At 73.1% G+C, this 12,811-nt stretch carries 12 protein-coding genes; 6 read left to right on the plus strand and 6 right to left on the minus strand.

Annotated elements, in window-relative coordinates:
• Nucleotide 1 precedes the first annotated feature (1 nt).
• Entirely contained in the window at nt 2–745 is a 744-nt protein-coding gene (locus BKA18_RS10730; RefSeq protein ID WP_186831796.1) for a zinc ribbon domain-containing protein, read from the minus strand.
• Nucleotides 742–1,617 carry a Nif3-like dinuclear metal center hexameric protein gene (locus tag BKA18_RS10735; RefSeq protein ID WP_173909876.1) on the minus strand — a complete coding sequence of 292 codons (876 nt, stop codon included), beginning with the start codon at nt 1,615–1,617 and terminating at the stop codon, nt 742–744. Before BKA18_RS10735 ends, BKA18_RS10730 begins: the two co-directional genes overlap by 4 nt.
• A gap of 256 nt (nt 1,618–1,873) precedes the next feature.
• Here BKA18_RS10735 and BKA18_RS10740 point away from each other — a divergent pair, with 256 nt between their 5' ends.
• Nucleotides 1,874–3,481 (plus strand): hypothetical protein, encoded by a 1,608-nt coding sequence (locus BKA18_RS10740; RefSeq protein WP_429638311.1) that lies wholly within the window; start codon nt 1,874–1,876, stop codon nt 3,479–3,481.
• Nucleotides 3,482–3,640: 159 nt separating this feature from the next.
• Nucleotides 3,641–3,808 carry a hypothetical protein gene (locus tag BKA18_RS10745; RefSeq protein ID WP_173909875.1) on the plus strand — a complete coding sequence of 56 codons (168 nt, stop codon included), beginning with the start codon at nt 3,641–3,643 and terminating at the stop codon, nt 3,806–3,808.
• Nucleotides 3,809–3,918: 110 nt separating this feature from the next.
• On the opposite strand, the gene BKA18_RS10750 is transcribed toward BKA18_RS10745, so the two are convergent.
• The 3 genes from BKA18_RS10750 to BKA18_RS10760 are packed head-to-tail and all read right to left on the minus strand — an operon-like array spanning nt 3,919 to nt 6,888.
• Nucleotides 3,919–4,860, minus strand: coding sequence for a 3-oxoacyl-ACP reductase (locus BKA18_RS10750; RefSeq protein WP_366048263.1), 942 nt, complete (start codon nt 4,858–4,860; stop codon nt 3,919–3,921).
• Nucleotides 4,861–4,893: 33 nt separating this feature from the next.
• A complete protein-coding gene (locus BKA18_RS10755; RefSeq protein ID WP_366048264.1) occupies nt 4,894–5,970 on the minus strand; it encodes a Zn-dependent alcohol dehydrogenase in 1,077 nt (358 codons plus the stop codon).
• Between the two features lie 42 nt (nt 5,971–6,012).
• A complete protein-coding gene (locus tag BKA18_RS10760; RefSeq protein WP_366048265.1) occupies nt 6,013–6,888 on the minus strand; it encodes a MaoC/PaaZ C-terminal domain-containing protein in 876 nt (291 codons plus the stop codon).
• 399 nt (nt 6,889–7,287) lie between these two features.
• Between BKA18_RS10760 and BKA18_RS10765 the strand changes: the two genes are divergently transcribed.
• From BKA18_RS10765 to BKA18_RS10780, 4 genes are all read left to right on the plus strand, one after another.
• Nucleotides 7,288–8,292, plus strand: coding sequence for an ABC transporter ATP-binding protein (locus BKA18_RS10765; RefSeq protein ID WP_366048266.1), 1,005 nt, complete (start codon nt 7,288–7,290; stop codon nt 8,290–8,292).
• On the plus strand, nt 8,292–9,020 hold the full coding sequence (locus BKA18_RS10770; RefSeq protein WP_366048267.1) for an ABC transporter permease: 729 nt from the start codon (nt 8,292–8,294) through the stop codon (nt 9,018–9,020). Before BKA18_RS10765 ends, BKA18_RS10770 begins: the two co-directional genes overlap by 1 nt.
• A gap of 6 nt (nt 9,021–9,026) precedes the next feature.
• Complete coding sequence (locus BKA18_RS10775; protein WP_366048268.1) at nt 9,027–10,427, plus strand: sensor histidine kinase; 1,401 nt, start codon at nt 9,027–9,029, stop codon at nt 10,425–10,427.
• A gap of 126 nt (nt 10,428–10,553) precedes the next feature.
• Complete coding sequence (locus BKA18_RS10780; RefSeq protein WP_051006926.1) at nt 10,554–11,192, plus strand: response regulator transcription factor; 639 nt, start codon at nt 10,554–10,556, stop codon at nt 11,190–11,192.
• A gap of 90 nt (nt 11,193–11,282) precedes the next feature.
• On the opposite strand, the gene BKA18_RS10785 is transcribed toward BKA18_RS10780, so the two are convergent.
• Nucleotides 11,283–12,728, minus strand: a complete 1,446-nt coding sequence (locus tag BKA18_RS10785) for an MFS transporter (protein WP_429638312.1) — start codon at nt 12,726–12,728, stop codon at nt 11,283–11,285.
• Nucleotides 12,729–12,811 lie beyond the last annotated feature (83 nt).

The following is a 12,811-nucleotide window of genomic DNA, read 5'->3' on the forward strand; positions in this document are numbered from 1 at the left end:
CCTACAGGCCCGAGTCGGGCGTACGGACCAGGATGCGGCTGCAGTTCTCGCAGCGCAGGACGGTGTCGGCGGCGGCCGCGCGGACATCGTTGAGCTCGGTGATGTTCAGCTCCAGGCGGCAGCCCTCGCAGCGGCGCTGGTAGAGGCGGGCCGCGCCGACGCCGCCCTCCTTGGCGCGGATCTTGTCGTAGAGCTTGAGGAGATCGGCCGGGATGTCGGCGACGGTCAGCTCGCGCTCCTTGGCGACCGTCGCACGCTCCGCCTCGATCTCGGCGAACGCGGCGTCCCGGCGCGCGGTGGCGTCGTCGACCTTGGCCTGGATGGCCTCGACCCGGGAGGTGAGCTCGGTGACCCGCTCCTGGGCGGACTCCCGGCGCTCCATGACCTCCAGGACGATGTCCTCCAGATCACCCTGGCGCTTGGCCAGCGAGGCGAGTTCGCGCTGGAGGTTCTCCAGGTCCTTGGGGGAGGTGACGGCGCCGGAGTCCAGCCGCTTCTGGTCGCGGGCGGCGCGCTGGCGCACCTGGTCCACGTCCTGTTCGGCCTTGGTCTGCTCGCGGCTGGTGTCGCTCTCCTCGGTCTGTGCGGCGACGAGCAGGTCGCGCTGCTGGAGGAGGTCGGCCTCCAGAGTCTGCAGCTCGGCCAGCTCGGGGAGGTTGTGGCCCCGGTGGGCGAGCTGGGTGAGCCGGACATCCAGGGCCTGGATGTCGAGAAGGCGGATCTGGTCGGCGGGCGCGGCGTTCAGCGTGGGGCTCCTGTGGTGTGCGTCGGGGTGAAGAGAGGGGTGGACGCCGCGTGGGCGGTCCAGGGGTCGGTGACCGTACGGGAGACATGCGTGCGCAGTCCCCAGTCGTGCCGGTCGGAGACCGCGTCGAGCTGGGCCGCGGCCTGCTCGCACCACGGCCACTCGGTGGCCCAGTGGGCGGCGTCGAGCAGCGCCGGCGGGCGGTCTCCGGTGGTCTGGACGGCCTCGGAGGCCGGGTGGTGGCGCAGGTCGGCAGTGAGGAAGGCATCCGCACCGGCCGCCCGTACGGCGCCGAAGAGGCTGTCCCCGGAGCCGCCGGAGACGGCGAGGGTCCGGATCTCGCGGTCCGGGTCGCCGGCCGCCCGGATGCCCTGCGCGGTGGCGGGCAGCCGGCCGGCCGCATACGACGCGAGCTCGGCCAGCGTCATCGGATGCGGCAGCTCGCAGATCCGGCCCAGGCCGCGGCGGCCCGCCGGATCGTCCGGATCCGGCACCAGCGGGCCGAGGATGCGCAGATCCAGGGCGCCGGCCAGGGCGTCGGAGACACCGGGGTCGGCGGTGTCGGCGTTGGTGTGCGCGACGTGCAGGGCGATGTCGTGCTTGATCAGGGTGTGCACGACCTTGCCCTTGAAGGTCGAGGCCGCGACCGTCGTCGTACCGCGCAGATAGAGCGGATGGTGGGTGACGAGGAGGTCGGCGCCGAGCCGCACCGCCTCGTCGGCGATCTCCTGGACCGGGTCGACGGCGAACAGCACACGGCGGACCTCGCTGCCGGGATCACCGCAGACCGTGCCGACGGCGTCCCACCCTTCGGCCCGCTCGGGGGGCCAGAGGGCGTCGAGCGCGGAGAGGACTTCAGACAGTACGGGCACGGGTGGAAGGTTACCTCCCAGCTGTGACACCGCGCGGGTCGTCCTGCGCGGGGGCCCGCGGCCACGGTACGGGGGTGCGGCGGGACCGTCGTACCGGGGCCTGCCACCCCGCGGCCGGCGGGCCGATGCACAACCGTTCCGTCTGGGAACGGCGAACCGGACAACTGCCATCCTTATGTGTGAAGTGCGGCAACTCGCCCTGTTCGGCCGGACGTGCGAAACCTACCTTCGGTTGCCGACTGGAGGTGACCGCCCGATGACGATCTGTGCCACCGAGGACGCCACGGCGCCGGCGCGCCCGCACCGCGCGACCCTGACGATCGCCGCCGACGGCTCGTACGCAGCCCGGCTCGCCCGTCACGACGACGCCGCCGGGAGCTGGTTCCCGGAGCGCTGGACGCTGAGCGGCCCCGAGCCGTACGCCGTGCCGCTGCAGGGCACCCAGCCCGAGGAGCCGGACAGCGCACTGCTGCCGCTGGCGGACGGCCGGGTGCTCATCGCGCGCCGGGTCGCCGACCGCTTCGCCGTCTCCCTGCTCTACCCGGCGGGCCCCGGAACCGGTGAACTCCTGCTGGGTGCGGTCGAGGCGCCCGAGCTGACCCTGCTGCCGCCCGCGCCGGACGGGACGCGCGGCTATGCCCTGGCGCCCGGGGCGCAGCACACCACGCTGTGGCTGCTGCACGGCGGCGCGGGCGGGCCCGAGCCGGTCGCCGAGATCCCGGGGCGCTGCTCGGGAGGCGTCTGGCTGGACCGCGCCGGCCGGCTGCTGGCGCTGGACCGTCAGTGGGCGGGCCGGACGAAGGCGATCACGGTCGACCTGGAACGGGGCGGCGAGACCGGCCCGCTGCTACAGATCACCGAGGACAGCAACGACCGCCTGCTGCTTGCCGATCCGGACAGCGGACTGCTGCTGGTCCGGTCGGACGCGCCGGGCCAGGACCGGCTCGGCTGGGGCGTACTGGGCAGCCGGCTGCCGGTGCGCTTCCCGGAGTGCCTGCATCCCGTCGGCGCGACGGTCACCCCGTTCGCGATGCAGCCACGGCAGATGCTGGCACCGGAGAGCTGCGCGGTGGCCTTCCGGATGGACGGCGCGCACGGCACCTGGCTGGGCGTCTGGCGCCCCGCGGTCCGACAACTGCGCCAATTCCCGGCGCCCCGGGGGTGGCTGACGGGGGCCGGGTTGTGGACGGGGGGCGGGGAACTGCTGCTGCCGTATACGACGGCGGCGGAGCCCTGCGGGGTGGCGCGGGTGGCGCGGGTGGCGTCGCCGGTGGGGGTGGTGGAGACCCCGCGGGTGGTGGTGCCGCCGCAGCCGGTTCGGGCGGTGGAGTCCCCGCAGCAGGTCCGGACGATGGAGCCGCCACAACAGGCTTGGGCGGTGGAACCCGCACGGGCGGTGGCGCCGCCGGTGGAACGGGTGCGGCTGGTACGACCGGTGGGACCGATGCCGCCGATGGAGCCGGTGCCGCCGGTGCGGCTGCCGGCTCCGCCGAGGAGTCCGTGGAAACTGGTCGGGCCCCTGCGGCCGGCGCAGAGCCCGCCTTCCGGGCCGACTTCCGGGCTCCCTGGCGCGATGCCCGCTGAGGCGCCGTCCGGAGCGGACGCAGGCGCAGCGGCAGAAGCAAAGACAGAAGCGGAGGCCGGGGCGGACATCGCATCGGGCACCGCACCGGGTGCCGGAGCGAGCACCGCATCGACCCCCGGAAACAGCGGGGAGATTGTCCCGGATACGGGGGAAACCGACAACCGCTCCACATCATCTGCACAACCCTGCGCCGTGGCCGGGGAACCGCGGCCGATCACCGAACATCCCCCTTTGTGCAGGCCAGTTCCCTTGCAACAAGCACCCCTGGCGGCACGGTAGACCCGGTGGAGCGCTATTTCCCGCCCCGTTAGAATTTCGGGCGGGGGCAGCGCAGCCGGTTGACCGGCCACCGGCCGTGCCGTTCGGGGTCAGCCTTGGCGGTCGTCGGGCGAGGTCCCGACGCGTACAGCTGTAAGCGATCCGACGGAGACTCTTTTCATGTCCGAAGCCCGAACCGACACGACCCAGGCGCGCCCCCAGGAGGCATCCGCCCAGGCCGCCGAGGCCGCAAGCTCCGGCAGGCACCGTGGCCCGGCCGCCGCGGAGGAGTCCGGCTCCGCCGCCCATGGCCGGCACCGCCGGGACAAGCAGCCGCAGGACGCGTAAGGCCGGTCCGGCGGTCCCGACCGCCGACCACACACCACAGCCGTGGCCGCCGCACCGCATTGCGCGGGTGGCGGCCATGGCTCGTCCGTAGGTGCGGCGCGGCGCCGGCCTCAGCCGTGTTTGAGGCCCAGCACCTCGGCCGCCGCGAAGGTCTCGTTCGGCGGTCGCTGCGCGTAATACGGCGTCAGCAGCTCATCCAGCTCCGCGTAGCTGAACACTTCCTTCGCGGTGTCGAACTTGGCGGCGATCCGCGGCCGTTCGGCGATGGCGACCATGCCGCCGTGGACGACCAGCAGTTGTCCGTTGACCCGGGCCGCGGCCGGCGAGGCGAGATAGCCGACGAGCGGGGCGACGTGTTCGGGCGCGAGCGGGTCCAGGGCGCCGTCCTCGGGCTCCTGGAAGCCGGCGAAGACATCCTCGGTCATCCGGGTGCGGGCGCGCGGGCAGATCGCGTTGGCGGTCACGCCGTATTTGCCGAGCGCCAGCGCCGTGGACGTCGTCAGGCCGACGATGCCGCCCTTGGCCGCCGCGTAGTTGGGCTGGCTTGCCGAGCCCGCGAGGAAGGCCTCGGAGGAGGTGTTGATGATCCGGCCGTGGACCGGGCCGCCGGCCGCTTTGGCGCGCTCGCGCCAGTGGGCAGCGGCGAAGCGCGTGGTGTTGAAGTGGCCCTTGAGGTGAACGCGGAGGACCGAGTCCCACTCGTCCTCGGTCATCGAGAACACCATCCGGTCGCGGAGAATGCCCGCGTTGTTGACCAGGATGTCGAGCTTTCCGTAGGTCTCGACCGCCAGTTGCACCAGGGCGCGGGCCTGTGCGTGGTCGGCGACGTCACCGAGGTGGGCGACCGCCCGGCCGCCCGCCGCACGGATCTCGGCGGCGACGTCCTCGGCGGGCGCGGCACAGGCCTCGCCGGAGCCGTCGCGGCCCGGCTGTCCGTAGTCGTTGACCACGACCTGTGCGCCGAGGCGGGCGAGTTCCAGGGCTTCGGCGCGGCCCAGGCCGCGCCCGGCACCGGTGACGATCGCGGTCAGGCCCTCCAGTGGCTGTGCCATACCTGTCCTCTCCAGTCCTCTAGAACGGGGCCGTCATATCTCGATGCAGGTGCGCAGTGCCGTGCCGGAGCGCATCTGGTCCAGGGCGTCGTTGATCTCGGCCAGTGGGACGCGGTGGGTGATCAGGCCTTCCAGGTCGATCCGGCCGGCCCGCCACAGGGCGATGGCCCGCTCGTAGGAGCGCAGCACGTCCGCGCCGCCGTACAGGGACGGCAGGATCCGCTTCTCGTCGAAGAACAGCTCGAACATATTGACCTGGAAGGTGTCGTCCATGGCGCCCGCGCCGACCACGCACAGCGTGCCGCCGCGCCGGGTCATCTCGTAGGCGGTACGGGCGGTGGCGGACTTGCCGACCACCTCGAAGACGTAGTCGAAGCCCTCCCCCGCGGTGATCCGGGCCTTGGCGCCGGCGAACTCCTCGGGGGCGAGGGCCTCGGTGGCGCCGAAGCGGAGCGCGGCCTCCCGGCGGGCGGGCACCGGGTCGACGGCGATGATCTCGGCCGCCCCGCAGGCCTTCGCCCCCTGGATGACGGAGATGCCGACACCGCCACAACCGACCACTGCGACCGAGGACGCGGCCGCCACCCGGGCGGTGTTGAGGGCGGCGCCGAGCCCGGTGGTGACACCGCAGCCGATCAGCGCGGCGATCTCGTACGGGACGTCGTCCGGGATCGGGACCGCGCAGTTGGCGGGGACCACGACCTCCTCGGCAAAGGTCCCGGTGCCGGCGAAGCCGAAGACGTCCCCGCCGGGGCGCCGGAAGTTGGGCGTGCCGGCGTTCATGAATCCGGCCAGGCACAGATGGGTCTGGCCGCGCTTGCAGGACGGGCAGCTGCCGCACGCGGGCAGCCAGCACATCAGCACGCGGTCGCCCTGACCGAGCCCGGTGACGCCGTCGCCGACGTCGAGGATCTCCCCCGCGCCCTCGTGTCCGGGGACGAACGGGGCGGGCTGGGGCAGCACCCCACTCATCGCCGAGAGATCGGAGTGGCACAGCCCGGTCGCCCGGATCCGGATCCTGACCTTGCCGGGGCCGAACCCCACCGCCTCGATGTCGTCGAGGACTTCGAGCTTGTCCTGGCCTGTCTCGTGCTGTACGGCTGCGCGCATGTCACGGCTCCTCTCGGGTTGTTCCTGGCTGCCCTCGCTGCCCTAGTTGTGCGCCACCACCGTGTCCGCCAGAACGGGTGCGTCGTCCCGGTCGGCCGCCGTCACCGAGACCTGCACCCGGCCGGGCTCCCGCCACATACGCAGGCGCAGCGTCTCGCCCGGGAAGACGACGCCGGCGAACCGGGTGGCATACGACGTCACCCGGGCGACCTCGCCCCCGAGCACCGTGTCGACGACGGCCTTGAGGGTCACCCCGTAGGTGCACAGCCCGTGCAGAATCGGCCGGTCGAAGCCGGCGAGCGCGGCGAACTCCGGATCGGCGTGCAACGGGTTCCAGTCGCCGGAGAGGCGGTAGAGCAGCGCCTGGTCCTCGCGGATCCGGCGCTCGGTGTGCAGGTCCGGGGCGCGCTCGGGGAGTTCGAGGCGGGCGGACGGGCCGCGGTCGCCGCCGAAGCCGCCCTCACCGCGGACGAAGATCTGGGTGTCGCAGGTCCACAACGGGCCGTCCTCGTCGGCGATCTCGGAGCGCAGCACGATCACGGCGGCCTTGCCCTTGTCGTACACGGCGGGGACGGAGGAGGTCTGGGTGGCACGGCCGCGCACGGGGAGGGGGCGGTGCACGGTGACGGTCTGGCCGCCGTGCAGGACCGCGGCGAGGTCGACGTCGATACCGGGGGCGGAGAGCCCGCCGGCGAGCGCCATCCCGCCGCCCGCCACAGTGGCGAAGCTGGGCAGGACGTGCAGGGCGCTCTCCAGGGTGTAGCGCAGTTCGTCCGGGTCGGTAGCGGGGTGCGGCTTCTCCGGCGTGGCCGCACCGGCGCCGATACCGAGGTGGTAGAGCTGGACGTCCTTGTGGTCCCAGGCGAGTTCGGTGATCCGCGGCTCGGCGGAGGTGGCCTTGGCGGCGTCGATGGGCATGGGGCAGATGGCTCCTTCACCACGGCGGGAAGACCCCGGCCCGGCCGTCCGCACCGTCGACCGGACCGGGGTCGTATCTGGTCGGCCACGGCCGCGCTCCGACCGCGCACAGGGCACACTTCTAGAACGCGTTCTAGCCGATGGGTCTCATGTATAGCCGATCCGTCCGGGACCCGGAAGACCCTGACACCTTGTCAGATTCGGTGCCGCGGGCCGGTCGCTGGGCGGGCGTACGGCGGCATGTACGGCGGTGCCGGCGCGCTGCCCCCGCCGCGATCCCCTGACGAAAAGCGCGCACGCCCATGACATTTGTCAGGGGTCATCGCCCACATTCCCCCCTACCGCACGACGGCCACTCTCCGTAACGTCGAAGCCGGACAGAGGAAAGGCGGGGCGGGCATGGCAGAGACGACAGGACCGGGCGGCACGGCGCACACGGCAGAGGGCGTCGCGGCGGTGGAATTCTCCGGGGTGACGCGGAGTTATGGCGTGGTGCGGGCCGTGGACGGCCTGGATCTGAAGATCGCGACGGGCGGGACGGTGGCGCTCCTCGGGCGCAACGGCGCGGGGAAATCCACCACCCTCACCATGCTGCTGGGGCTGCTGCCGCCCAGTGCGGGCACGGTGCGGCTGTTCGGCGGCACACCGGAGGCGGCGGTGCGGGCCGGCCGGGTGGGCGCCATGCTGCAGGACGGCAAGGCCGTACCGCGGGTCACCGTCCGCGAGCTGATCACCTTTGTCGCCGCCACCTACCCGCACCCCATGGACGTCACCGAGGCCCTGGAGCTGGCCGGCCTCGGCGAGTTCGCCGGGCGGCGGGTGGACCGGCTGTCGGGCGGGCAGGCCCAGCGGGTCCGCTTTGCCGTGGCGCTGGCCGGCAACCCCGCGCTGCTGGTGCTGGACGAGCCGACCGCCGCGCTGGACGTGGAGGCGCGCCGCGCCTTCTGGCGCTCGATGCGGGCCTATGCCCGCCGCGGCCACACCATCGTGTTCTCCACCCACTATCTGGAGGAGGCGGACGAACACGCCGACCGGATCGTGGTGATGGACGGCGGCCGGGTGGTCGCCGACGGCAGCGGCGCGGCGATCAAGCGGCAGGCCGGCGGCACGCTGGTCTCCTTCGACCTCGCGGGCGCGCCGACCGGGCCGCTGCCCGGCCTGCCCGGGGTGAGCGCCGTGGAGGTGCGCGGCGACCGCGCGCTGCTGCGGACGACGGACTCCGACGCGACGGTCGTGGCACTGGCCTCACGGGGGCTCGTCCGCGGGCTCCAGGTCGTCCCCGCCAGCCTGGAGGACGCCTTCCTCACGCTCACCTCCGCCGAGACCGCCCCTGCTGCCCCGGCTGCCCCTGCTGCCCCGGCGCGGGCCGCCGCCGGCGCCCCGTCTGTGAAGGAGCGCGCCTGATGCTCGACTACATCCGGCTCGAAGTCCGCCGCACCCTGCGCGACAGAGGTTTCGTCGTGTTCGGCATCGGGATGCCGGTGTTGATGTATGTGCTGATGACCAACATCGGCGTGGGGGCCGGCGGCGCCGCCATGGAGTGGAAGATCGCGTCGATGGTCGGGATGGCCGCGTACGGCGCGCTGGGTGCGGCGATCGGCTCGGGCACCGGCGTCGCCGAGGACAAGCAGCTGGGGTGGCTGCGGCAGTTGCGCATCACCCCCCTGAGCCCCATACGGGTCGTGGTGGGCCGCGGGCTGACCGCCTCGGTGACGGTGCTGCCGGCCATCGCCGCCGTACTGCTGGTCGGCGCGCTGGTCAACGGCGTACGGATGCCCGCCTGGCAGTGGGCCGCGCTGGCCGGGGTGCTGTGGCTGGGCACCGCCCCCTTCACCCTGCTCGGCCTCGGCAACGGCTACCGCCTCTCCGCGCAGTCCACGGGCGTGGTCAATACGGGCTGCATGGTGCTGCTCTCGATCGTCGGCGGCCTGTGGTTCCCGACCGAGCTGTTCCCCGGGTGGCTGCGCGCACTGTCGTCCTGGACACCGGGCAACCGGTTCGCCGAGCTCGGCCGGAACGTGACGCAGAGCGGGGCACCGGACCCGGGCACAGTGGCGATACTGGCCCTCTGGCTGGCACTCTTCGGCGGTTACGCGGTGTACGCGTACCGTCGGGCCGCACGGACGCCGTGACCGACGATGGCGCAGACCTGGGAAGCGACAGTGCAGCACACGAAGCAACAGGACGCCTGCGCCGCGGATTCCGACGCCGCGGGCAGCACGGATTCCGGCCGGTGCCGGCCCAGGTGGGCGGAGCGGAACGTGGACGGGGGGCCGGGGAAGTACGCCTTCCTGCCCTGGCTGCTGATGGGCTTCGGCGCCTTCTCCAACGTCATCGAGGGCAAGACGGGCAACCCCTGGCTGGCCGGCCTCGGGCTGCTCGCCTTCAACTCCGTCTACATCACCGTCGTGTGGACCTCGTTCAATCCCCGGCTGCGCCATTCCCGACGGCCGCTGTACGCGCTGGTGCTGCTGACCGCGATCACCTTCGCCATCGCCCTCGGGTTCGGCGGCGACTGGTTCCTGTTCTTCCCGCTGCTGTCGCTGGCCTCCGGCACGGTCCGCGCGCTGCGCGGCAAGAAGCTCGCCGCGTGGCTGATCGCGCTCAGCGGTGCGGCCGGGTATCTGACCGGCTGGCACAACGGCAGCCCGGGCGCGTTCGGCGTCGGCTACGGCACCTTCCTGTCCGGCACGGTGACGGCCACGGTCCTGAGCCTGTTCGACACCATCCAGGAGCTCAACACCACCCGCCAGGAACTGGCCCGCAGCGCCGTCGAGAAGGAACGGCTGCGCTTCTCCCGCGATCTGCACGACCTGCTGGGCCACACCCTGTCCGTGGTGGTCGTCAAGGCCGAGGCGGTCCGCCGGCTCGCGCCGCGCAATCTGGACGCCGCGCTCGCCCAGGCCGCCGACATCGAGGCCGTCGGCCGGCAGGCGCTGACCGAGATCCGCGAGGCGGTCACCGGCTACCGGGAGGGCAGCCTGAGCACCGAACTCGACCGCGCCCGTTCGGTCCTGGAGGCGGCCGGCATCGAACCCGTCGTACGCCAGGCCGGGCCGCCGCTGCCCCCGCAGGCCGGCGCGCTGCTGGGCTGGGTGGTCCGCGAGGGCGTCACCAACACCGTCCGGCACAGCGGCGCCACCACCTGCGAGATCTCCGTCCACGCCGACGAGGACCGGGTACGGCTGACGATCACGGATGACGGGCGCGGACCCGACGGCGCCGGTGCCGCCGCGATACCCGTCCCGGGCCGGCTGCGCGGCCACGTCCCCGGCCGCGGCCCGGGCGACCCGGGCGACCCGGGCGACCCGGGGGCGGACGCAGCCGGCCGCCCGGACCCCGCGGACGGCACCGGCGCTCCGCCCCCGCCCGGCCGTACGGGACCGATGGGCGGCACCGGCCTGAAGGGGCTGACCGAGCGCCTGGCCGCGGCGGGCGGCACCCTGCACAGCGGCCCGGACGGCCGGCGCGGCTTCCGGGTCACGGCCGAACTGCCGGTCGGGACGGGGGATATGGCGGGGGCGGAGGAAGTGCGTTGAAGCCGTCCGCCAGGTCTGGAGCCGGCGGACCACTGATCTCCGCCGGACGTCGGACGCCAGCCCAGCAGCTGCCGCTGCCGGGGGCTGTCCGCTGCCGGACGGTCGTCCGCTGGCTACTCTGGCGCCATGACTGACGCGCCCGGCGAGCCCCCCATGAGAAGCATCAAGGTCCTCCTCGCCGAGGACCAGGGCATGATGCGGGGCGCGCTGGCGCTGCTACTCGACCTGGAAGCGGACATGCAGGTCGTGGCACAGGTTGCGGCGGGCGACCAGATCGTCGCCACCGCCCTGGACACCCGTCCCGACATCGCCCTCCTGGACATCGAACTCCCCGGCCGCAGCGGCCTGGACGCCGCGGCCGACCTGCGCGCCCAGCTGCCGTCCTGCAAGGTGCTGATCGTGACGACCTTCGGCAGGCCCGGCTACCTGCGGCGCGCCATGGAGGCCGGGGCGTCCGGATTCCTGGTCAAGGACGGCCCGGTGGAGGATCTGGCTGCGGCGATCCGCCGGGTGCTGGCCGGCGAGCGGGTCATCGACCCCGGGCTCGCCGCGGCGGCCCTGAGCGCCGGGCCCAACCCGCTGACCCAGCGCGAGCGGGACGTCCTCACCGCCGCCGTGGACGGCGCCACGGTCGCCGATATCGCCGGCAAGCTGCACCTCTCGCAGGCAACCGTCCGCAACTACCTCTCCGCGGCGATCGGCAAGACCGGCACCCGCAACCGTATGGAGGCAGTCCGGGCGGCGCGGCAGAACGGGTGGCTGTAGCGGGGCAGCGAGCGGGTGCGCGGCGACCCGGAGGCAGCGGAACGGGCGGCCGTGGCCCGAACTCACCGTATCCTAGGGCCCGTTGCCGCCTCAGCCGTGCTCGGCGTCCGCCCGTCGTCGCGGCAGGGCCACGATCATCAGCACGAGACTGACCAGCAGGATCAGCGAGCCGACCTGGAAGGCCAGGCCGTAGCCGTCCGCCATGGCCTGCGGGCTGTTGTCCGCCTCCGTACGGGACGCCGCGACGGTGGACAGCACCGAGAGGCCCAGCGCACCGCCCATCTGGCGGGAGGTGTTGATCAAGCCGGAGACCAGTCCCTGGTCGGCGGGGTCGGCGCCCGAGGTGGCGATGGACGCGATCGGGGTCGCGGTCAGGCCCGCCCCCAGCGCCATCAGGATGCCGGGGCCGAGGATCGTCTGGAGGTAGCTGCCGTGGACGTCCATCGTGCCCTGCCAGGCCATGCCGGCCGCGGAGATCACCGCACCTGTGATGGCCAGGGTCTTGGCTCCCAGACGGTTCATCAGTCGCGGCGCGATCTTGGAACCCAGGACGATGGACAGCGAGTGCGGGATGAAGGAGAGCCCGGCCTGCAACGGCCGGTAGCCCAGCACGTTCTGCACGTACAGCGACAGGAAGTACCACATCGAGAACATCGCGGCGCCGGCCAGCACCATCGCGGCGTTCGCCGACGAGACCGAGCGCAGCCGGAAGAGCCCCAGCGGCATCAGCGGGGCCTTCGCCCGCGCCTCGACCGCGAGGAACGCCGCGATCACGACCAGCCCGGCGGCCAGCGGCAGCAGCGCGGACGCCGAGGCCCAGCCGTCCGTCTCGGTCTGCACGATGCCGTACGCCACCAGCGCCAGCCCGCCGGTCACCAGCAGCGCGCCGGGCACATCGAGCCGCCGTCCGGTGTCCTGCCGGCTCTCGGTGAGCCACAGCACCGCGCCCGCCAGCACCAGCGCCCCCACCGGCACATTGATCAGCAACACCCAGCGCCAGGACAGGGATTCGGTGAGCACGCCGCCGACCAGACCGCCCACCGCGCCACCGCCGGCGCCGACCGCCGTCCAGGTGCCGATGGCGCGGGTACGGGCCGGGCCGGTCGGGAACGACGTGGTCAGGATCGTGAGGGTGGCCGGCGAGAGCACGGCGGCGCCGACGCCCTGCACCGTACGCGCCGCGATCAGCTGCCAGGGCTGCTGCGCCAGCCCGCCGCCCAGGCTCGCGATCGTGAACAGCGCCAGCCCCAGGACGAAGATGCGCTTGCGGCCGAACAGATCGGCGGCCCGCCCGCCGAGCAGCATGAAGCCGGCGAAGGTGATGACGTACGCATTGACGATCCACTGCAGGCCCAGCTCGCTCAGCCCCAGGCCGGTCCGCATGGCGGGCAGCGCCACATTCACCACGGAGACGTCCAGCACCACCAGGAACTGCCCCGCGCACACCAGCACCATCACCAGCCAGGCCGGGGCGGTCGTACGGCGTGCGGTTTCGGGCAGCGTGGCGGGGGCGGTTATCGGCGGCATGGGGACCATGCTCGCATTCGATGCTGGGGCCACGCATCGGGATTTCGACGTACCTGCCGCCTGACCGGGGACGTAGGCCGCAGGACGGAGAA

It is taken from the genome of Streptomyces auratus, from assembly GCF_050433025.1.
Taxonomy (GTDB): Bacteria; Actinomycetota; Actinomycetes; order Streptomycetales; family Streptomycetaceae; genus Streptomyces; species Streptomyces sioyaensis.

Bases quoted from the DNA above. Each gene is read 5' to 3' on its own strand.
- BKA18_RS10785 (WP_429638312.1), bottom strand. From the start codon at position 12,728: ATGGTCCCCATGCCGCCGATAACCGCCCCCGCCACGCTGCCCGAAACC.
- BKA18_RS10750 (WP_366048263.1), bottom strand. From the start codon at position 4,860: ATGGCACAGCCACTGGAGGGCCTGACCGCGATCGTCACCGGTGCCGGG.
- BKA18_RS10755 (WP_366048264.1), bottom strand. From the start codon at position 5,970: ATGCGCGCAGCCGTACAGCACGAGACAGGCCAGGACAAGCTCGAAGTC.
- BKA18_RS10780 (WP_051006926.1), top strand. From the start codon at position 10,554: ATGACTGACGCGCCCGGCGAGCCCCCCATGAGAAGCATCAAGGTCCTC.
- BKA18_RS10760 (WP_366048265.1), bottom strand. From the start codon at position 6,888: ATGCCCATCGACGCCGCCAAGGCCACCTCCGCCGAGCCGCGGATCACC.
- BKA18_RS10740 (WP_429638311.1), top strand. From the start codon at position 1,874: ATGACGATCTGTGCCACCGAGGACGCCACGGCGCCGGCGCGCCCGCAC.
- BKA18_RS10770 (WP_366048267.1), top strand. From the start codon at position 8,292: ATGCTCGACTACATCCGGCTCGAAGTCCGCCGCACCCTGCGCGACAGA.
- BKA18_RS10775 (WP_366048268.1), top strand. From the start codon at position 9,027: ATGGCGCAGACCTGGGAAGCGACAGTGCAGCACACGAAGCAACAGGAC.
- BKA18_RS10745 (WP_173909875.1), top strand. From the start codon at position 3,641: ATGTCCGAAGCCCGAACCGACACGACCCAGGCGCGCCCCCAGGAGGCA.
- BKA18_RS10765 (WP_366048266.1), top strand. From the start codon at position 7,288: ATGGCAGAGACGACAGGACCGGGCGGCACGGCGCACACGGCAGAGGGC.